Source organism: Bdellovibrio sp. NC01, from assembly GCF_006874625.1.
GTDB lineage: Bacteria > Bdellovibrionota > Bdellovibrionia > Bdellovibrionales > Bdellovibrionaceae > Bdellovibrio.
Genome location: NZ_CP030034.1, coordinates 3,349,718 through 3,371,323 on the forward strand (window position 1 = coordinate 3,349,718; position 21,606 = coordinate 3,371,323).

10 protein-coding genes are annotated in these 21,606 nt (G+C 46.3%); 9 read left to right on the forward strand and 1 reads right to left on the reverse strand.

Annotated features, from left to right (window positions below):
• Positions 1-78: 78 nt before the first annotated feature.
• Positions 79-594, reverse strand: a complete 516-nt coding sequence (locus tag DOE51_RS15970) for a hypothetical protein (protein ID WP_246845132.1) — start codon at positions 592-594, stop codon at positions 79-81.
• 127 nt (positions 595-721) lie between these two features.
• On the opposite strand from DOE51_RS15970, the gene DOE51_RS15975 reads away from it, so the two are divergent.
• From DOE51_RS15975 to DOE51_RS16015, 9 genes are all read left to right on the forward strand, one after another.
• The gene (locus DOE51_RS15975) at positions 722-1,771 is read left to right on the forward strand and encodes a hypothetical protein (RefSeq protein ID WP_142697532.1); all 1,050 of its coding nucleotides are present in this window, start codon (positions 722-724) and stop codon (positions 1,769-1,771) included.
• Positions 1,726-2,655 carry a pseudouridine synthase gene (locus DOE51_RS15980; protein ID WP_142697533.1) on the forward strand — a complete coding sequence of 310 codons (930 nt, stop codon included), beginning with the start codon at positions 1,726-1,728 and terminating at the stop codon, positions 2,653-2,655. Before DOE51_RS15975 ends, DOE51_RS15980 begins: the two co-directional genes overlap by 46 nt.
• Positions 2,656-2,660: 5 nt before the next feature.
• Positions 2,661-3,557, forward strand: a complete 897-nt coding sequence (locus DOE51_RS15985; RefSeq protein ID WP_142697534.1) for a DMT family transporter — start codon at positions 2,661-2,663, stop codon at positions 3,555-3,557.
• Between the two features lie 113 nt (positions 3,558-3,670).
• Entirely contained in the window at positions 3,671-8,911 is a 5,241-nt protein-coding gene (locus DOE51_RS15990) for a tail fiber domain-containing protein (protein WP_168196474.1), read from the forward strand.
• A gap of 126 nt (positions 8,912-9,037) precedes the next feature.
• Entirely contained in the window at positions 9,038-14,494 is a 5,457-nt protein-coding gene (locus tag DOE51_RS15995) for a tail fiber domain-containing protein (RefSeq protein WP_142697536.1), read from the forward strand.
• A gap of 108 nt (positions 14,495-14,602) precedes the next feature.
• Positions 14,603-19,459 (forward strand): tail fiber domain-containing protein, encoded by a 4,857-nt coding sequence (locus tag DOE51_RS16000; RefSeq protein ID WP_142697537.1) that lies wholly within the window; start codon positions 14,603-14,605, stop codon positions 19,457-19,459.
• 29 nt (positions 19,460-19,488) lie between these two features.
• Positions 19,489-19,785: a hypothetical protein gene (locus DOE51_RS16005; RefSeq protein WP_246845133.1), complete on the forward strand. Its 297-nt coding sequence runs from the start codon at positions 19,489-19,491 to the stop codon at positions 19,783-19,785.
• 149 nt (positions 19,786-19,934) lie between these two features.
• The gene (locus DOE51_RS19340; RefSeq protein WP_246845134.1) at positions 19,935-20,699 is read left to right on the forward strand and encodes a hypothetical protein; all 765 of its coding nucleotides are present in this window, start codon (positions 19,935-19,937) and stop codon (positions 20,697-20,699) included.
• On the forward strand, positions 20,692-21,597 hold the full coding sequence (locus tag DOE51_RS16015) for a 50S ribosomal protein L11 methyltransferase (RefSeq protein ID WP_142697538.1): 906 nt from the start codon (positions 20,692-20,694) through the stop codon (positions 21,595-21,597). The genes DOE51_RS19340 and DOE51_RS16015 overlap by 8 nt, the downstream gene beginning before the upstream one ends.
• Positions 21,598-21,606: the final 9 nt, after the last annotated feature.

Sequence of the window (21,606 nt, forward strand, 5' to 3'; positions counted from 1 at the left end):
CGGGGCAACCCAGGTCCACCAGGGAAGGGAGTTCGAAGACTCCCCTTCTGTGATGCGAGCCGGATTGTGTGTTTCCAACTACAGACGCTTCAATCTCGCGATTTCCATTTTTGCTTCATTCAAAGCAGCTTGGCAGGAAATCATTTGGGCTTCTTTTTCAGCCAAAAGTTTTTGCAGGTGGTTCATACGAACTTCGAAACTTTTGATTACGTTGTTGTGGCGATCAACCATCTCTTGAACTTTCAAATCCAAAGATTTGCGTTCGTTCACACGCTGAGAAAGTTGGGTGATTTTTTGACCCGCTTCCGTCGCAAGACCATTGTGGCTTTGCTCTAGACGAGTCAGTAATGCTTGTTGACGCTCAAACTTCGCGTTGCTGCTTTTGATTAGCTCATTCACCGTTCCAACGATCTTGTTCATTTGGTCGGCCATCGCTTGGTTTTGCGCCTTTAATTCGAAAATTTGGCGGTCGGTATTTAGGTAGTTTGCACCTGTAGCACTCAATGCTGACGCGGCTTCCAAGGTTCTGTCCATAGTGGAAGTTTTCGTCATTTTCTTTTCACCGAAAAGTTCAGGATTTAATTCTTTTTGCATTTTGCGCCCCTCCATAGGACCGTTGGCACTCCGAGAAGATTTTTTCCTCAGAAATTGCTCTTTCTAAGTATATTTTTTCTGGACTAAAAATTCAAATGTTCATACGTTAGCAGGCGAAGGATAAATAATGCTAAAAGTTGGACAACTTCTAAAATTTGTATCTGATTTGAATCCGCAAAACACGCCAACGCGTTTGTCTTTCTTCAATTTCTTACGCGGATTTCCTCATGCCGATGACGTTTTGACTCCCGAGCTGATCGAAATGTTCTTCAATTACTGCATGGACTACCCGCATTGGGCGTCGAATAAGCAGCAATTGGGTCATGAAGTTCAGTTCTTGCTAGAAAACTTTAACAGTTTCTATCAACAAAAGTTCGACCTAGCCCCGATCCGCTTCCCGCAGCACACTCAGATCATTGAAATTGAACAAGCTTCGGATCTTCTTGACGCGGTGGGTTCATATGTAAAAGCCATGGTGAGCGAAGGCGACAAGTTCCGCATTCTTCCCGATCAGAACAAACGCGTGGTTGCGATCATCCTTCGTGCCGACAAATCTTTGGAAGTTCGTACTTTCGATCGTAAATTCACTATCCGCAAAGGGGCTCTAGAGCCGCTTCGCAATGATTTGGTGCTTTACTACACTCCTGAATTGGAATTGAGCTCACACCACACACATAAAATTGAGGTGGCTCCGTACATCACAGCGCAATTCCGCGTGATGAATGACAAGATTTCAGGCGTTTTGATGCGCGGTTATGTCTTCCAAAAGCTCCTTGAGATGAAAAACGAGCCTCTGCAAGAGACGACTCGCGTTTTATTCCCAATTAAGCGCTTGGAACAATTCTTCTTGGATCGTCGTACTGACCCTTATTATCAAGATTTGATCTCGCAACTGGAAAGAACGGCCGCCCTGATTCAACAAGGCGATGTCGAGGCTTTAAAATGGGCGAATATCATTCTGAGCAAGGCTGACACGGCTCTTGATAATATTTTCCTAGGCGATAAGCTCATGACTTTATTGGCAAGAGACCTCCGCCATGCCCTTGGAGAGCACAATCGCAAGAATATCTCCTCTTCAGCCATCAGTAGTGATATATTGATCACTCAACAATTACCCGAGGCTGACGAAGAATGTCTGAAGATAGCTCCACTCAAAGAGTTCGACTTAACAAATTAATCGCTGATAGCGGCTTGGCTTCTCGCCGTCATGCAGACCGCATGATCGAAGAAGGCCTTGTTACTGTAAACGGCAAACGCGTTTACGAGTTGGGTGTTAAAGTCGATCCTACTCACGACAAAATCATGGTTGATGGTAAACCTTTGCGCAAACCTCTTACGCAAAAGCTCTTCCTTGTTTTCAATAAACCAACTGGCGTTCTAACAACGATGGAAGATCCTGAAGGTCGTCCAACTGTTGCCGAATATCTTGCGAAAGTTCCTGGTCGCGTATTCCCTGTGGGTCGTCTGGACTGGGATTCTGAAGGCATGCTTCTTTTGACGAACGATGGTGATTACGCCAACAAAGTGATGCATCCAAAAGCAGAAGTTACGAAAACGTACCTTGTGAAGTTGGACGGCCAACCGCAACCACACCAACTTGAGAAATTGCGTAAAGGTGTAACAATCATTGGTGGTAAAGTTTCTGCGAAACACATCGAGAAAATCAAAAAAACTGGCGACAATAAATCTGATAAATACGAATGGCTGAAAATCGTGATCACAGAGGGTAAAAACCGTCAGATCCGTCAGATGTTCGCAAAAATCGGTTTCGACGTTTTAAGACTTCAACGTGTGGCGATCGGTCGCCTGCGTATGGGTGCTTTGAAAGCTGGCGAATTGGTTTACATCAATGACGTTGCTGCAAATCGCGTTTTCTTGGCTGATGATCCAGATGACTTGAAAAAGAAAAAGGATTCATACAAGGGTCGCGCTGGCGAGCAAGGACCTGCAGCGAAAAGAAAAGCTGCTAAATTGAATTCTCGTGGAAAACCAAAATTGACTGGCACAAAAGCGCAACGTGCTTACAAAGCTAAAGCGGCTTCCGCTTCTGCAAAAAAATAAACCTTATGAAAATCAACCCACGCCTTCGCGGAATTATTGAAATTTCCATCGGTAGCGTGGGTTTTGGTTTTTTAGGGATCTTCGGTAAAACAGCTTTCAATTCCGGCCTTTCTGTTGGCCAATTTCTTTCTTACCGTTTCACTCTTGCAGCCGTGATCCTGTGGATCTTCCTTTTGCTCTTTAAACCTGCTTGGGTTCGTCTTTCAAAACGCCAAATTTTTGTGACTGTTTTATTGGGTGTTTTCGGTTACGCCTTCTTTTCGACTCTGTATTTTAAAGCGATTGAAGGAGTCAGCGTCACGCTGGCTGCTTTGTTGCTTTATACGTATCCGTTCTGGGTGAATATCTTTTCGCACTTCTTTACTCACGATAAGATTTCGAAAAATGAAGTCGCATGTTTGTTCGGCGCTTCAGCGGGTTTGCTGTTGTTATTGTGGGGCCACTTGGAAGTTCGTAACTTCTGGGCTGTGCTTGCAGGACTTGGCGCGGGCATTAGCTATGCCGCTTACGTGATGTTGTCGGGTCGTTTTCAAAAAGATGTGCGCCCGATTTCTTCAAGCCTTTACGTGATCACTTTCGGCGCCATTGCTCTTTCCATTTTCCATCACCCGAATTTTTCTGATTTAAAAAGTCTGACACCCGTTCAAGCTTCCAGCATTTTAGGAATCGCTATTATCAGTACGATCATTCCTTTGACGATGGAACTTGCGGCGTTACAAAAACTGAAAAGCTCTGAGGTTGCGTTGTTAATGATGATCGAACCAATCACGGCTGCGATCTTAGGCGCGTGGATTTTTTCAGAGACATTAAGCCTGCGCCAACTGTGCGGAGCTTTGATTATTGCTATCTGCTTAGTGATAAATACTCTCAGTCGCAGCAAGGCTCTTGAGCGCGCCTCTTAATACTGTCTCGTTCTGAGACAGTCAGGATTACAAGCCTGCTAGATCTCGAGATTTCTTTAACATTCTGGACCTAAGCACTTCAAATATCCTGTTAAGAATCCGATAAAATGTTCATGCGAACACGAACGTTAATTAATGCATGCATAGGACTGCTATTGGTGGCACTGATTTCATCAGTCGCGGTCGCAGCTCCTAACACGTTAACGTATCAAGGTCGCATTCTTAAAGACGACGGTTCCCCCCTAGAATACTCAAGTGTCAGTTTTTCGTTCACGATCATGAATGCTTCTGGCAATTGCGTGATCTATCGTGAACAACGCAACAACATCAACATGCAAGGTTCAAAAGGCGTGTTCGATGTTCCGATTGGTTCAGGTGGTACAAAACTTTATCCGTCATCACCAACTTTCAAATTGAACGATGCTTTCAACAACTCTGCTGTTTTGAATTGTGAAGGCGGATCAACATACACTCCTGGCGAAGAAGATATTCGCGTGTTGGCCGTACAATTCCACGATGGCACCGGTTGGAAAGCGATCACTCCGAATGCAGAAATTCGCTCGGTCCCTTATGCTTCATTTGCTGGCGCGGCGGCACGCTTAGGTGATAAATTGCCTTCGGACTTTGTACAGAAAGCAGCGATTTCAACGTGTGCGGCGGGGCAGTACTTAACTTACGATGGCACCAACTTCGTTTGTCAAAACGATGCGGGCGGTGCTGGTATGGTGAGCGATGTGAATGTGTCTGCGCCACTAGTTAAAGGCGGCACGGCAAGTATTCCTTCGATTTCAATTTCAGTTGGCACAACGGCTGGTACTGTCGCTGCTGGTAACGATTCACGTTTTACGGATTCTCGTCCACCGAATGGTTCTGCGACCGGTGACCTTTCTGGATCTTATCCGAATCCAACAGTTGCGAAACTTCGTGGTGTGAGTATTTCTGCGACGGCACCATCATCAGGTGAGTTTTTAAAATTCGATGGCTCTTCGTGGATTGGCTCAGCAATTAACATCTCTGATGTTACAAATTTAACTTCGACTCTTTCAGGTTATCAAACTTCGGCGGCATTCAATACCGCTGTTGGTTCAGCAAACTGTCATGATTATGAAACTCCTTATTGGAATTCAGTTGCTGGGAAATTCTTGTGTCAGGCAATTAATGTATCGCTTGCTGGCGATGTCAGCGGGACGATTGGCGCGACGTCAGTAGACAAAATCAAAGGTTACGGCATCGATCTTTCGACTGCGCCAACAAATGGTCAGGTTTTAAAATACAACGGCACAAAGTGGGTTGCCGGTAGTGATAATAATGGTGGCGGTACGGTGACGACTGTTTCCGGTACCTCACCCATTTCAGTGACGAATGGTTCGACAACTCCTTCAATCACTATTTCTCAAGCGACGACTTCGACAAACGGTTATTTATCTTCGACGGATTGGAACACTTTTAATTCTAAACAAGCCGCCGGCAATTATGTTACCGCATTGACTGGCGACGTAACTGCTTCAGGTCCTGGTTCTGCGGCAGCGACTGTCGCGAAACTTCAAGGCTCGACACTGACGCTGACTTCGCCTGCGAATAAGGATTATTTGAAATTCAATGGCACAGCTTTCGTGAATTCGCCTTTGGCAGCAAGTGATTTGACGGGTTCACTTCCCGCTTCCACGTTGCCAGCATTTACAGGTGACGTAACATCTTCAGCGGGTTCGACGACATTGACATTGGCTGCGGCAGGAACTGCTGGGACTTATTATAAAGTGACAACAGATTCCAAGGGCCGTGTGACTTCGGGAGCTGCTTCTTTGGTGGCTGCCGATATTCCCTCTCTTGATTGGTCGAAAATCACGACTGGCAAACCCAATTCTTTAAGTGGTTACGGCATTAATGACCCGTTGGTTTCTAATGCAGGTGGGACACCTTCAATCCAAACAGGTCTTGATGCTTCAAAACCATCTTCGCCTTCTGCGGGTGCGATTTACTTCGCGACAGATTCGAAAAATATCTATCAATATAACTCAGGCGCGTGGGTATCGATTGCTTCTTCCAGTGGTTCTGGCGGCACAGTGACGAATGTAACTGCGTCGGCGCCACTATCTGTGACTAACGGTTCTTCGACTCCTGCTTTGACGATTTCTCAAGCAACGACTTCAACGAACGGTTATTTATCTTCAGCCGATTGGAATACTTTTAATTCTAAACAGGCCGCTGGCAATTATGTTACTGCATTGACTGGTGACGTAACGGCTTCGGGTCCTGGTTCGGCGGCAGCGACTGTCGCAAAACTTCAAGGCTCGACACTGACGCTGACTTCGCCTGCGAATAAAGATTATTTGAAATTCAACGGTACAGCGTTCATTAATTCGCCTTTGGCGGCTAGCGATTTAAGCGGAACTATTCCGGCTGCGAATCTTCCTGCTTTTACTGGCGACGTCACTTCCTCTGCTGGATCTACAACATTGGCTCTTGCGGCGGCAGGAACTGCTGGGACTTATTATAAAGTGACGACAGATTCGAAAGGTCGTGTGACTTCGGGAGCCGCGTCTTTAGTTGCCGCCGACATTCCTGCTCTTGATTGGTCGAAAATCACGACTGGTAAACCTAATTCTTTAAGTGGTTATGGCATTAATGACCCGTTGGTTTCTAATGCAGGTGGGACACCTTCAATACAAACAGGTCTTGATGCTTCAAAACCTTCTTCGCCTTCAGCAGGTGCAATCTACTTTGCAACAGATTCGAAAGTTATTTACCAATATAACTCCGGTGCTTGGGTTTCTATTGCATCAGCCACTGGTTCTGGTGGCACAATCACAGGTGTGACTGCTGGCACCGGTTTATCTGGCGGCGGCACAACTGGTTCCGTCACAGTGAATCTTGCGAACACAGCAGTCTCTGCGGGCTCTTACACTCGTGCGAACATCACCGTCGATGCGCAAGGTAGAATTACGGCGGCTTCGAACGGAGCTGCGATTGATTTAACTTCCGGCGTGACAAATATTTTACCGATCGCAAATGGTGGTACTGGAGCATCGACGGCGCTTGGTGCTTTCAACGCACTTTCTCCTTTGACGACGAAGGGTGATATTCTTACTCGCGATGCGACGAACAACATTCGTTTGCCGGTTGGTACGAATGGACAAGTTCTGTCTGCGGATTCCGCACAAACAAGTGGTTTGAAATGGATTACTCCAAATGCGGGTACGGTGACCAATGTTACCGGAACTTTGCCAATCGTCGTCGCAACTGGCACGACTACTCCAACGATCAGTGTGAATGCAGCAACAACATCCACTCAAGGTGTGGTGCAAGTTGGATCGGGTATCGCGGTTTCTTCAGGAACTATTTCTGCAGATCCCACAAACTTCCCGTCTGCGGTTCCTGTTTCTAAAGGCGGTACGGGCGCCACTTCAATTACTGCAAACAGTTTGGTTGCAGCGAACGGAACTGGAACTGCTTATCAAGCATTCACTTGCGGTGTTGGCCAAACAATTACTTTCAATGCTTCAGGTGTTGCAGGATGTACGACTTATACTGCGGCAGGAATGTACTTGAATGGTGGTAATAGTTTTGGTTCAGCGGCAACACTGGGCACGAACGATAACTACTCTTTAGGATTTAAAACGAACAATGCTGTGGTTGCGACATTAACGACAACAGGTCGCCTGGGTATCGGTACAGCGACACCACAGACTAAGTTGGTGGTGAACGACAACACCGTTACACCTAATATTTTCGGCGGACGTCAGCTTCATCTTATCGGTGCCGACACTGCGAATGCCGGTATGCAAATTGATTCCTTCGGAACAGCAGCCGCGACAAGACCGACAATCACTTTCAGACAAGCAGGAGGAACAGCGGCCTCGCCGACTGCTTCACAGACAGATAATATTTTGGGTGATATCGGTTTTTGGGGTTACGGCGCGACAGACTATTCAACAGTACAACGCGCTTCGATCCGTGCCTTCGCAAAGGAAAATTGGACCGACGCTGCCCAAGGTACTTATTTAACTTTCTCTACGACTCCGGCGGGTTCTACGACAACTCCGGAAAGAATGAGAATTGATAGTACGGGTTATGTTGGCATTGGAACATCCTCTCCTGCTTCGATGTTGGACGTTGCGGCTACAACACGTGTTGGTATCACGACTTCAGGAATTCAAACAGCAACAGATGGCACGACACAAATTGCAGTGGCGTCGCAATCCAGCATGCGACCAACTAGCAATACAACGAACGTGGTTGGTGTTGGCTCGTGGACGGGATTTGCACCACCATCGGGTGTGACTATCACAAACGGCGCGATGTTCATGAGTTCTTCCGGTGGAGCGAATGGTGGCGCAGGTACTATCACAAATGGTTATGGTATTTATTTAAACAAACCAGCATTCGCCACAAATAACTATGGTGGTTACATCGATGGAAATTTGGGATTGGGTGATCCGACTCCGGGTTATCCGCTTTCGATCAACAATCCATCGACGACCGTAAATGTGAATATCAATGCACAGCAACCTAACCTCGCAGCAGGGAACTCCAATTACATTAAAATGGGTCATGACATTGCAACGACCTATAATGCTGCTGACTTTGCTTTTTATTACGCGGGCTCAGGCTCAACAAGTAATCGCATCGATTTTGGTTTCCACGGTTCAGGTAAGACGATGTCCATTCGTGCGGATAATAGAGTTGGTATCAACAATCTGAATCCGTCCACCAATCTTGATGTCAGCGGTGCTGCCTATGTCAATGATGGCTCTTCTTATGTGCAAATCTTGAATCGTCCCGATTCAGCTTTCAACGTACAGAATAATAACACTACGAAACGCGGTATCACACTCCATCACTACAATCACGTCGGTTATGTTCTGCAAACCTACGATTGTACGAGCGGTACATGTAACGAAAACTTGCACATGGACTATGCCGGAAATCTTTGGGTCTTAGGTGGATATACGAGTGGTTCTGACAGACGCTTGAAAAAAGAAATTCAACCACTTCAAAACAGTCTGGACAAAATCCTGCGCTTACAAGGTGTCGGATATTACTGGAAAACAGATGAAAATCATTCTAGACCTCAGGTCGGGTTGATTGCCCAGGAAGTTCAAAAAGAATTTCCGGAGCTTGTTTCAAAAAGCAAAGACACAGGTATGCTCGGCGTAAACTATGCGAACCTTGTCGCGCCAATTATTGAAAGCATCAAAGAGTTCTATGCGAAGTTTGTGACAACAACAGAGAAGCAAAATCGCGAGATCGCATCTTTGAAAGATAAGGTCCAAACTCTCGAACAACAAAACCAAGCTTTAAAAAGCGCGATCTGTGAAATTAACGCCAAAGCTGACGTGTGTAAGAAGAAGTAATGTTCGCGTCTCATCCTGAGACAGCTCCCACCTCGTGGAACAAGCAGATTCGATAAGTCCTTATAAATACTTGTAATCTAGACCAATAGCCCTCAAATCCTCTGTTAAAAAGCCGATAAGAATAGCATGAATTACGGAACGTACCTTGCAACATTCTTGTTCGCATTGCTTATTGGTTTAAATACCGAAGCGTCTCCGAATTCATTAACTTATCAAGGTCGAATTCTTAAATCAGATAGCACTCCCCTTGAATACAATAACGTTAGCTTTCTTTTTGAAATCACAAACCCATCAGGCAATTGCGTTATCTATCGTGAACAACGCAACACCGTGAACATGCAAAACTCTGGTGGTGTGTTTGACGTACCTATCGGTTCAGGCACAAAACTTTTCCCTGCCGATCCACTCTTCACGATGCTTGATTCGTTCAATAATGCGAAAGTTCAGAATTGCGATGGCGGAGCAACTTATACTCCTGCGCAAGGTGATATTCGTCTTTTGAAAGTGCAATTTCATGATGGCGTTGGTTGGAAAGTGATTTCTCCTTCGAGTGAAATTCGTTCTGTTCCTTATGCTGCCTTTTCTTTAGCTTCTGAAAAATTAGGAACGAATACAGCCAGCGATTTCGTTTTAAAAAACGAAGTGAATGCCAATGCCACTTGTGATGGCGGCAATTTCTTAACGTGGAATGCGACAACTAAAACTTTCGGTTGCTCTGGTGTCAGTGGCGCTTCTGGCGGTACTGTTACAAACGTTGGTTCAACGAACGCGTATCTAACTGTGACAAATGGAGCTGCGAACGCTTCTTTAACTGTCAATGTAGGAACAGTTGCGGGCACCGTTGCAGCTGGTAATGATCCGCGCTTGGTGAATGCTATTCAAAGTGGTGGCACAGCCAGCGGTGATCTTAGCGGAACTTATCCAGGTCCTACCGTTGTCGCACTTCAAGGTGTAGGCGTTTCAAACACAACTCCAACAAGCGGTCAGTTCTTTAAATTCAATGGCACAAACTGGATTGGTTCTGCGATCGCCATTTCCGATGTCACAAACTTATCTTCGACATTAACTGGTTACCAAACTTCAGCGGCTTTCAATACGGCCGTGGGTTCTGCAAACTGTGCTGCTTACGAAACTCCTTATTGGAGTTCTGTATCAGGCAAGTTTTTGTGTCAGCCCATCAATGTCTCCTTAGCTGGCGATGTCAGTGGTGCGATTGGTGCCACAAGTGTTGATAAAATTAAAGGCTACGATATTGATTTATCTTCAGCACCAACAAATGGTCAGGTCTTAAAATACAATGGCACGAAATGGGTTGCGGGTAGCGATAACAATGGTGGCGGTACTGTTACGTCGGTATCTGGTTCTGCTCCAATTACAGTTTCAAATGGTACGACGACACCTTCGATTTCAATTTCTCAAGCAACGACTTCAACGAATGGTTACTTGTCTTCTGCTGATTGGAATACATTTAATAACAAACAAGCTGCTGGCAATTACGTAACCGCTTTAACGGGCGATGTGACTGCTTCCGGTCCTGGTTCTGCGGCAGCGACAGTTGCAAAACTTCAGGGTTCAACTTTAACGATTACGACTCCTGCAAATAAAGATTATTTGAAATTCAATGGTACAGCGTTTGTGAACTCTCCGTTAGCTGCGAGTGATTTGACTGGTTCACTTCCCGCTTCAACGTTGCCAGCTTTTACTGGTGATGTGACGTCATCGGCAGGCTCGACGACTTTAACGTTAGCGGCCACTGGCACTGCGGGCACATATTATAAAGTAACGACGGATTCTAAAGGACGTGTGACTTCGGGATCTGCGTCTTTGGTTGCTACAGATATTCCTTCGCTTGATTGGTCGAAAATTACCACGGGTAAACCGACAACTTTAAGTGGTTATGGAATCACAGATTCAATTCTAAATGCGGGTGGTACGCCATCGGTTCAATCAGGCCTTGATGCTTCAAAACCAGCCTCGCCTGGCGCCGGTGCCATTTACTTCGCGACGGACTCAAAAGTTATTTATCAATATAATTCTGGCGCGTGGGTTTCCATTGCTTCTTCGAGTGGTTCTGGCGGTACCGTTACGAATGTGACGGCCTCTGCTCCACTGTCTGTGACGAACGGTTCTTCGACTCCTGCTTTGACGATTTCGCAAGCGACGACTTCAACGAATGGATATTTGTCTTCTGCTGATTGGAATACGTTTAATGGAAAGCAAGCGGCAGGTAACTATATCACAGCGTTGACTGGAGATATCACTGCAACAGGTCCTGGTTCCGCAGCGGCATCAGTTGCGAAACTCCAAGGCTCGACACTGACGTTAACTTCGCCAGCGAATAAAGATTATTTGAAATTCAATGGTACTGCGTTTGTGAATTCTCCTTTAGCTGCGAGTGATTTAAGCGGAACTATTCCTGCTGCGAACATGCCTGCGTTCACAGGCGATGCAACTTCGTCTGCTGGTTCGACGGCTTTGACGTTAGCGGCTGTTGGAACTGCTGGGACTTATTATAAAGTCACGACGGATTCAAAAGGTCGCGTGACTTCGGGTTCCACGTCTTTAGTTGCTACTGATATTCCATCTCTTGATTGGTCAAAAATTACTACTGGTAAACCGACGACTTTAAGTGGTTATGGCATTACGGATTCAGTTCTGAATGCAGGTGGTACGCCATCAATCCAAACAGGTCTTGATGCTTCAAAACCTGCGTCACCTTCTGCCGGCGCGATTTACTTCGCGACGGATTCAAAAGTTATTTATCAGTATAACTCTGGTGCTTGGGTATCGATTGCTTCTGCGACCGGTTCTGGAGGTACGATCACAGGTGTGACTGCCGGTACGGGTTTGTCAGGTGGTGGTACGACAGGTGCTGTGACATTAAATCTTGCGAACACCGCCGTTACCGCAGGTTCTTATACTCGTGCGACGATCACGGTGGACGCTCAAGGTCGCATCACTTCTGCAGCGAATGGCGCAGCGATCGATTTAACTTCTGGTGTAACGAATATTTTGCCAATTGCGAATGGTGGTACTGGTGCATCGACTGCTCTTGGTGCTATCAATGCGCTTTCTCCTTTAACAACAAAGGGTGATATTCTCACTCGCGATGCAACGAACAACATTCGTTTAGCTGTTGGCACAAACGGCCAGGTATTATCTGCTGATTCTTCACAAGCAAGCGGCTTGAAATGGATTACTCCAACTGCGGGAACTGTGACGAATGTCACTGGCACTTTGCCAATAGTGGTTGCGACAGGTACGACAACTCCGGCAATTAGCGTGAATGCGGCAACAACATCCGCGCAAGGTGTGGTGCAAGTTGGTGCTGGTATCGCGGTTTCTTCAGGTACAATCTCTGCTGATCCTGCGAACTTCCCATCGGCAGTTCCGGTTTCAAAAGGTGGTACGGGTTCTACGACGATGACAGCGAATCGTCTTATCGCATCGGATGGGACAGGTTCATCGTACATTCCATTTAACTGTGGTGTCGGTCAGACCATCAGTTTCGACGCTGCTGGTGTTGCAGGATGTTCTACTTATACTGCTTCGGGAATGTTTATCAATGGTGGTAACAGCTTTGGTGCTGCTGCGACTCTTGGTACTAACGACAATAATACTTTGGGCTTTAGAACGAATAACACTGTGAAGATGTTGATTGATACGACTGGTAAAGTGGGTATCGGCACATCGTCACCGACGGATCTTTTAACTTTATCACAAGCGGACTCGGCTCTTGGTTTGACGATTTTGAATACGTCTTCGACTGCGGGACGTTCACCAAGTGTGATGATTAAAAACTTTAACGGATCATTCTCGGGTGGCGGCGGATTGATTTTTGAAAATGCTCGCGGCTCTTCAGCATCTGCAACGGCTTTGCAATCAGGCGATGCCATGGGACAGATTTTATTCCAAGGCTTACGCAGCGGTTCTAGCTATTCAGTGGGCGCACAAATTAATGCGCAGGCTGCAGAAAACTGGACGAATACAACTGCTGGTACAAATCTTCTTTTCAATACGACTTCGACAGGTTCGACTTCGACAACGGAACGCATGCGTATCGATAGCAATGGTCGCGTGGGAATCGGCGCCAGCAGCATCAACAACCTATTGCAAGTCGGACCTAATGGTTCGCAAGCAAGCAAATATGGTATTTACGTAGGATCGTATTTAAGCTCTGCGGGGCAAGCCCAGTATGTGGGTAACTGGACAAGCTCTGGTTATTGGGGGATCGGTCCTTCAACAAATGCATCGGACAGTACGATTCGTATTGGTCTGACGTCAGATCAACAAGGCACTTGGTCTGCGACACAAACGGCTTCAGTCGTTGTGGGTGGCAAAGTCACGGTTGAAGCTGAAGGAACGGATTCGCTCATTTATTCTCGATCATATACTTCTGGCTCTACAAATAGTGGTGGTACATTCATTGGTTCAAGAACTCGCGGAACTATTGCTGCGCCAACTCACCCGCTTGCTGGTGACTTGATGGCTCAGTATCTTGGTAAGAACGGCATCACGGGGATAACAAATCCTGGTATGGTTATTTGGGCATCAGAAAATCAATCAGCGACGGCTCTTGGTGACTATATTACGTTCATCACAACCCCGAATGGTACGACGACTTCGAGTGAAAAGATGCGCATCACGAATAATGGTTTGGTTGGTATCGGTACATCAACACCAACAAATCTTCTTCATCTGAAAGGTGCGACAAGCGGAAGCAAGCTATTGAATATCACCGCGACAGGCCTTGCTGGAGATCAACGTGCATCCATGATGGTGGGCGGTTGGGAAGTCGGCCAAGACGTCACGATCGACGGTTCAAAAAACTTTTTTCTTTGGGATAGTAATACCAATAACACTCGCTTCGTCATCGATACCAATGGTTGGATTTCTTTAAACAAAGGCTCAACAACATCGATTGCTCCATTAGCACTTTACAATGCTTCGGCTCCATATATGGGTTTTGAAGAGGGTGACACGGGTCAAAAATTCTTCGTTGGTGTGGATGCTTCGACTTATTGGATTCGTCCAGGGTCAACAGCTAATCCTAATGCGATTTCGGTGACTTCAGCGGGAGCCGTCGGCATCAATGCTTCTACTGGCGCAGGATATAATTTTTATGTGAACGGTACTTCTGCAGGTACAAGCGCATTTGTGAATGCTTCAGATGCACGTCTGAAAAAAGACGTACAGTTGGTTCCAAATGCATTAAATAAAATTCTGCAACTTCGTGGTGTGACGTTCGATTGGCGCCATGATGTCCGACCTGATTTGCAATTCCCACAATCGCGCGATATGGGTGTGATCGCTCAAGAAGTTGAAAAAGTTTTCCCTGAAGCTGTGACCACAGACTCAGAAGGATTCAAGGCCGTTGGCTATACGAAACTGATCGCGCCGTTAATTGAGTCGACAAAAGAACTTGCGGGCATTTGTAAAATGAACGACTCGCAAATTGCGCAGTTGAAAGTCACAATCGAGAAACAATCCCGTGATATTGCCTCACTAAAAGAAGAGAACGCCGAGTTGCGTGCTGCGATCTGCGAGATCAATCCTAAAGCTAAAGTCTGTAAGAAGAAATAAGGTCCTGTTCCATCTTGTTCTGAGACACCAACATGTAAGTTGCTTAATTTACTCACGATCTAGACTGAAAGTGCTCAAATTTACTGTAAAGATTCCGATAAGATTCCTATGAACAACGGCACGTATATTGTACTTTTCATGGTGCTCTTATTTGGTGAACTAAGTTTCGCTTCGCCGAATAGTCTTACCTATCAAGGCCGAATTTTAAAAACCGATGGTACTGCGCTTGAATATAATAACGTGAGCTTTTTATTTGAAGTCACGAATGCTGCCGGTACTTGCGTAATCTATCGTGAACAAAAAAATGGTGTGAACCTTGTAAACTCTGGCGGTGTGTTTGATGTACCGATCGGCACAGGCACAAAACTTTTCCCAAGCTCCCCAACAAAAACTTTATTGAGTGTCTTTGATAATACGTCGGCCCTTGATTGTGCGGACGCGAATAACAACGTTGCAAGTTCATTCACGCCTGCCCAAGGACAATCGCGTTTGTTGCGCGTGCAATTCCACGATGGCACAGGTTGGAAAGTTATCAGTCCTGATGCTGAAATTCGCACAGTCCCTTACGCGGCTTACGCGCAATCGGCGCAAACTCTTGGAACAAAATCTGCTGACGACTTCATATTAAAAACAGGTTTGCCAACTTGCGGTCCCGGCACATTCTTAAGTTATGATGGTACTAACATGACGTGTGCCGCGGTCAGTGGTGCTTCTGGTGGTACGGTTACGAATGTGACTTCAGGCAACTCGTACATCACGATCGTAAACAATACTTCGACGCCAGCTTTAACTTTGAATGTCGGTACAACAGCAAATACAGTGGCAGCAGGTAATGACCCGCGCTTAGTAAATGCTCTGCAAGCGGGTTCCTCTGCGAGTGGTGACTTGAGTGGTACATATCCAGGTCCAACAGTCGTTGCGATTCATGGGGTTGGCGTCGCAAATACGATTCCAACCACAGGACAGTTCTTTAAATTTAACGGCACGAATTGGACTCCATCAGCGATTGCTATTTCTGATGTAACAAATCTTTCTTCGACATTAACTGGCTATCAAACTGTCGCTGCATTTAATACGGCAGTCGGTTCTGCAAACTGTGCGGCTTATGAAACTCCGTATTGGAGTTCCGTATCCGGTAAGTTCTTGTGTCAGGCGATCAACGTGTCTCTTGCCGGTGACGTGAGTGGCTCCATTGGGGCCGCTTCCGTTGATAAAATCAAAGGTTATGACATCGACTTGTCGACGGCGCCTACGAATGGTCAAGTCTTGAAGTACAATGGTACGAAATGGATTGCCGGCGCAGATAATAGCGGCGTTGGCACAGTGACTTCTGTATCTGGCTCTGCACCAATCAGTGTTGCAACAGGCACATCAACTCCAGTCATTTCAATTTCTCAAGCGACGACTTCAACGAATGGTTATTTATCTTCGACTGATTGGAACACGTTCAACGGCAAAGTTAATAATGGCGGTGGTGCGCCTTCACTGCAATCTGGTCTGGATGCTGCGAAACCGGCCTCACCTTCTGCGGGTGCTATTTACTTCGCCACGGATTCAAAAGTTATTTATCAATATAATTCTGGTTCATGGGTATCAATCGCATCGTCATCGGGCTCTGGTGGTACGGTTACGAACGTTACCGCATCAGCTCCGTTGTCAGTATCGAATGGTTCTTCGACGCCGGCTTTAACGATTTCTCAAGCGACGACTTCGACAAATGGTTATTTGTCTTCTGCCGATTGGAATACTTTTAATAATAAACAAGCTGCTGGCAATTACATCACCGCTTTAACTGGTGATATCACGGCCAGCGGCCCTGGTTCTGCGGCAGCCACAGTTGCGAAGCTTCAAGGTTCGACTTTAACAGTGACGACTCCTGCGAATAAAGATCACTTGCGCTTTAACGGAACGGCTTTTGTGAACTCACCTTTGCTTGCGAGTGATTTAAGCGGAACTATTCCCGCTGCGAATATGCCGGCATTTACCGGTGATGCGACTTCATCTGCGGGTTCAACGGCTTTAACATTAACTGCTGTGGGAACTGCTGGAACTTACTATAAAGTGACAACAGATTCGAAAGGTCGTGTGACTTCTGGTGCTGCCTCTTTGGTGGCTGCCGATATTCCTGCGCTTGATTGGGCAAAAATCACAACGGGCAAACCAACGAACTTAAGTGGTTATGGAATCAGTGATGCCATTTTAAATGCAGGTGGTACGCCTTCTATTCAAACAGGTACGGATGCTTCCAAACCTGCGTCACCGGGTGCCGGTGCGATTTATTTCGCGACAGATTCAAAAGTTATTTATCAATACAATGGTGGCGCGTGGATTTCTATCGCGTCTGCCACTGGTTCTGGTGGTACGATTACTGGCGTGACTGCTGGTACGGGCTTGTCTGGTGGTGGGTCTTCAGGCGCTGTCACTTTAAATTTAGCAAATACTGCGGTAAGCGCTGGTTCATACACTCGTGCTAATATCACAGTCGACGCGCAAGGTAGAATTACCGCGGCAGCAAACGGTTCAGCAGTTAATTTAGCTTCTGAAGTGACGGGAGTTTTACCGATCGTAAATGGTGGTACTGGAAATACGACAGCACTTGCGTCTTTCAATGCTTTATCACCGTTAACGACGAAGGGTGATTTACTTACTCGCGATGGCACGAATAACATTCGTTTAGGTGTGGGTTCTGACGGCCAAGCTTTGATTGCTGACAGTGCGCAGACTTCGGGGCTTAAATGGGGTTCACCGACGGCTTCTGATATCTTAAGTCTTGCGACAACGGGTATCGTGCAAAGAACTGGTGCCGGTGCTTATACAACTTTGGGTGTCACTGCCCCAATCAATATCACAGCTTCAAATATCGGTATCGCAACAGGGGCTGGTTTGACTTTAAGTTCAGGTTCATTAGTTGTCGATTCCGGCACGACGGCGAATAAAGTTTTAGCGTTGGATGCTTCAGCAAAAATTCCTGCAGTCGATGGTAGCCAACTTACAAATTTAAATGCATCAAACTTAGCTAGCGGTACAATCCCTGCTGCTCGCCTGCCCGCAGCACCTTACGATACGACGTATTTTAAAAACGGCGGTAACACCTGGGGTGCCGCAAGTGCGATTGGCAATAACGACAACTACGATATTAACTTCAAAACTAACAACACAACAAAAATGACTTTAACTGCAGCCGGTAATTTTGGTATTGCAACAACGACTCCAATTTCTCGTCTGCATGTTAGTGGCAATGCCGTTATAGGTACTGGCAATACCACTTGGAGTGACGGTAACTACATCCTTGGTAGCTCGAATACGCTTTCATCAGGCGGCGGTTCGACGACTGGTAACGTGATTGTTGGTGGCAGCAACTCGGTGACCACAACACTTTCAAACTACAGCTATAATCTCGCAATTTTCGGGCGCAGTAATACTATTACCAATAATGCTGGTAACGCTATCATTTATGGTGACTCGAATAACGTGAGTGCAGCAAACACCTACACTTATGGTTATAACATCACAAACAGTATTTCGAGTTCCATGCAGATCGGTAATAGCGACTCTGCAAAAATGACTTTCCTGAATACGGGTTTTATTGGCGTCGGCACAACAGCCCCGAATGTTCTTTTGCATCTTTCTTCGGCGTCGACATCTGGAACCCCACTGAAACTTGCAAGTACGGATACCGGTGGTAAACAATATGGTTTGATTTCATCCGGTTCTGCTTCAACGGGCGGCGCGGGTAAACTTCATATTTATGATTTCAGTACTCCACGTTCAATCATGACGATGGATTCTTCTGGCAACGTGGGTGTAAATACGACGTCACCAGCTAATAAATTTCAGGTTGTCGATACAACCGTTTATCCGATTAACGTGAGCTCAAACAATACCGATGTGGCAGGGATTGAGATCTCGAACACTTCGTCAACTCGCAACTGGGGCGTTGCTGTCGGCGGTTCTGGAGTCGGCACAGCTGGTTTAATCAATGGTAAATTCGGTATCATCGACCGCACAGCAGGCGCTTCGCGCTTGATCATCGATACGAACGGCAATATGTCTGTGGGTCCTTTGGCGACTCCACTTGCAAACATTCACGTTGTAGGCTCGGGCACAGGAGCAACAGCCTATTCTTCAATGCAATTTGGTGCAGATTCCACTGTTACGAACAACTTCCATTTTGTGAATGAAAACACCAGCGGCACTCGCTACTTCAGACTTTACAATGGCAGTCTGGGTTCTGGCACTCCATTGATGTCCATGACTTCAGTAGGCAATGTATCATTCGGCGAATCAACGAGTGGTGGTGGTGCCGGTGTTTTAAGTATTAAAGGCGGCAACTTAGATCACACTTACATGCAATTCTTCCCGCGCACGAGTGCACCAACTGTACGTGGTGGCTGGATGGGTTATGGTGCTGCAGGAACAACACAACTTTCTTTATATAATGAGTACGCATCTGGAGGCATTGATTTCGGTGCGGGTGCCGCAGTCAGAATGCAGTTATCTGCTGCGGGAAATCTGACGGTCACAGGCACAGTGACGGGTTCTTCAGATATCCGTCTGAAAAAAGATATCGTGCCGCTTGAAAATTCTCTGGAAAAAGTTTTGCAATTCAATCCAGTAAACTATCACTGGAAAGACGCGAAAGCAGACCCAGAAAAGCAATTGGGTTTCATCGCACAAGAAGTTGAAAAGCTTTATCCGGAAGCAGTGAAAACAGACAGCAAAGGTTTGAAGTCGATCTCTTACATGACTTTGACTGCTCCCCTTGCTGGCGCGATCAAAGAGATGTATGCGAAATTCACTTCGATGTTTGCGAATCATGAAAGCCGCATCCGCTCGCTTGAATCGCAGATGGGCGCTCTAAAACAGCAGAATGAAGCATTAAGAAAACAAAATGAGGAGCTTTTGAAGTTCATCAAGTCTCAGAATGAGAAAGCTCAAAGAATTCCGGCAAGTGCCGATAAGTAAGATGTGAACGTCGTCTGGAGGGTTTCGGTATGATGATGAGAATAGCACTTTTAGGAATGATGATTTTAGCAACGGGTTGTTCGATGGATGCAACTCTTCAAAGCCTTGCGCAAAATCCTGGCAGCGTCATCAAAGCTCAAGATCCAGCGAAAACAACGGGTCTCGTTTCCGGTTCCACTCAGACAGGTACGGCTTCTGGTGGTGGTGGTGCAACTTACCAAGTGCAAAGCACAGTCGGTTCATACATGTCGGGTATCGAGCAAACAACTTCGGATGGCAGCTACAAAGTATATAGCTCTGTTCAAGGTGCGATCGTTTCTAACTAATCGGTCGGTAAATTTGAATTCAATGACGAAGGCTTTAAAGAGATTTAAAGCCTTTTTTATTTCCTCTTACTGGACCTAGGACCGTAACGCTTAAGTTTCAAAATAAGACAACCGATAGAGAGAACAGAACGAACCAGGAAGGTTGTTTTATGATGTCTATCTTACTTTTGATCTTAGGCTTTTCTTCAAGCGCCAAGGCCGCTGATATCACAGTCGTTGATGTTCGCCGCAACATCACGTTGGCTGAAGACGACACTGTCTACAAAGATTTCTACATCAGTGCGGGACCCGCATCAGGCTTAAAGAAAAATCTTGTCGTCACGGCTGTTCGCAAAATAAACATTCGCGATGCAAGTGGTGCCAACTCTTTTGGTGAAATTGCAGTTCCCGTAGGACAACTAAAAATCATCGCAATTTATGACAAAGTTGCAGTCGCTCGCGAGTTTACTCTATTGTCGCGCGATGAACTGCCAATGCTTGAACAAACAGGCATCATGACGGGCGACCGTATCGATCTTCAAGGTTCTTTCATCGACAATTCAAAACCGAAAAAACGTAAAGTTGCGGCGATCGACGAAGCGAAACCATTCGCGGGTACGACAACGACGACGACTTTAACTACAACGACAACAACAACTACGACAACTCCAGCGGCTGCGCCCCTCCCAAATACAGTAGCAGCGGCTGGAGCTTTAGCTCCGCCAATATCTGGAGCTGTAAACCCTCCTCCAACACCAGCGGCCCTGCCTTCCACAGAGAAGGTTTTACAAAGTGCCGGCGATCTTAAACCAGCTTCAAATAAAGCTGAAGAGAGCCCTGTAAAACCGGGTGCTAAGGAAGTGGCAAAAGCCTCTACGCCAGCGGAAACACTTGAAAAAGTGGCGGATTCTGGTAACAACTCGGAGCATGAGTGACAATTCTTATTTCCGCGTTCGCCTAAGCCAAGTTCCTGAGGAACTTGAAGACATCATCACAACACACAGTTTCGACTGCGGAGCCTCTGGAGTGACAGAGGCTTTGGTGTTTACACAGCCTGACCTCACTTACGATCCTCGCATCACAACAGTTGCGAACCATGACTTGGATGTTTTCTTCCCTGAAAATCCAAGCCAAGATTTCTTTGATGGTTTGCAAGAGTACGATCGCAACATCAAATGGTCGATCTTCGAAGAAGAAAACAAAGACTGGCTTGAAGAGTGGAAGAAAGGTTTCAAACCTTTCAAACTTGTCGGCGACTTCTGGGTTATTCCTTCGTGGTTAACTCCCCCACCGGAATGCAAACATGCGATCTATATCGATCCAGGCATGGCATTCGGTACGGGCACTCACGCCACAACTCAAATGATGGCGTTCTTCATTCACAAATTGGCAGAGAAATACAAAGCCAATCTTGCTGACTGGGCAATGCTTGACGTGGGCACTGGCACTGCGATCTTAGCAATGCTTGCACAGATGAGTGGCATGGGACTTGTTGCTGGTATCGAGATTGATCCCGAAGCGCGTCGCGTAGCTCGTGAAAACGTGAAACTGAATAAATTGGAACAAATCGATATTCCTGATTCACTTCTTGAAGAAGTGCGCGGTCCTTACGACGTTGTTGTTGCAAATATCATCGACGGCGTTTTGATCAACATCAAAAAAGATTTGATGCGCGTATTGAAGCCAGGTGGTCACATGCTTCTGACAGGTATTCTTGAAGAGCGTGACAATCATTTCTTTGAAAACTTCTTAGAAAATTCAGGCCTGACAGTCGTCCGTCGTCTTGAAAAAGACGAATGGGTTGGTTACTGGGTTCAATCTTCTGCACAATAACGAGCGGGA

Excerpts from the sequence above, each read along its gene's own strand:
- DOE51_RS15980 (WP_142697533.1), top strand. The coding sequence starts at position 1,726 with ATGTCTGAAGATAGCTCCACTCAAAGAGTTCGACTTAACAAATTAATC.
- DOE51_RS15985 (WP_142697534.1), top strand. The coding sequence starts at position 2,661 with ATGAAAATCAACCCACGCCTTCGCGGAATTATTGAAATTTCCATCGGT.
- DOE51_RS15990 (WP_168196474.1), top strand. The coding sequence starts at position 3,671 with ATGCGAACACGAACGTTAATTAATGCATGCATAGGACTGCTATTGGTG.
- DOE51_RS15995 (WP_142697536.1), top strand. The coding sequence starts at position 9,038 with ATGAATTACGGAACGTACCTTGCAACATTCTTGTTCGCATTGCTTATT.
- DOE51_RS16015 (WP_142697538.1), top strand. The coding sequence starts at position 20,692 with ATGAGTGACAATTCTTATTTCCGCGTTCGCCTAAGCCAAGTTCCTGAG.
- DOE51_RS19340 (WP_246845134.1), top strand. The coding sequence starts at position 19,935 with ATGATGTCTATCTTACTTTTGATCTTAGGCTTTTCTTCAAGCGCCAAG.
- DOE51_RS15970 (WP_246845132.1), bottom strand. The coding sequence starts at position 594 with ATGCAAAAAGAATTAAATCCTGAACTTTTCGGTGAAAAGAAAATGACG.
- DOE51_RS16005 (WP_246845133.1), top strand. The coding sequence starts at position 19,489 with ATGATGATGAGAATAGCACTTTTAGGAATGATGATTTTAGCAACGGGT.
- DOE51_RS15975 (WP_142697532.1), top strand. The coding sequence starts at position 722 with ATGCTAAAAGTTGGACAACTTCTAAAATTTGTATCTGATTTGAATCCG.
- DOE51_RS16000 (WP_142697537.1), top strand. The coding sequence starts at position 14,603 with ATGAACAACGGCACGTATATTGTACTTTTCATGGTGCTCTTATTTGGT.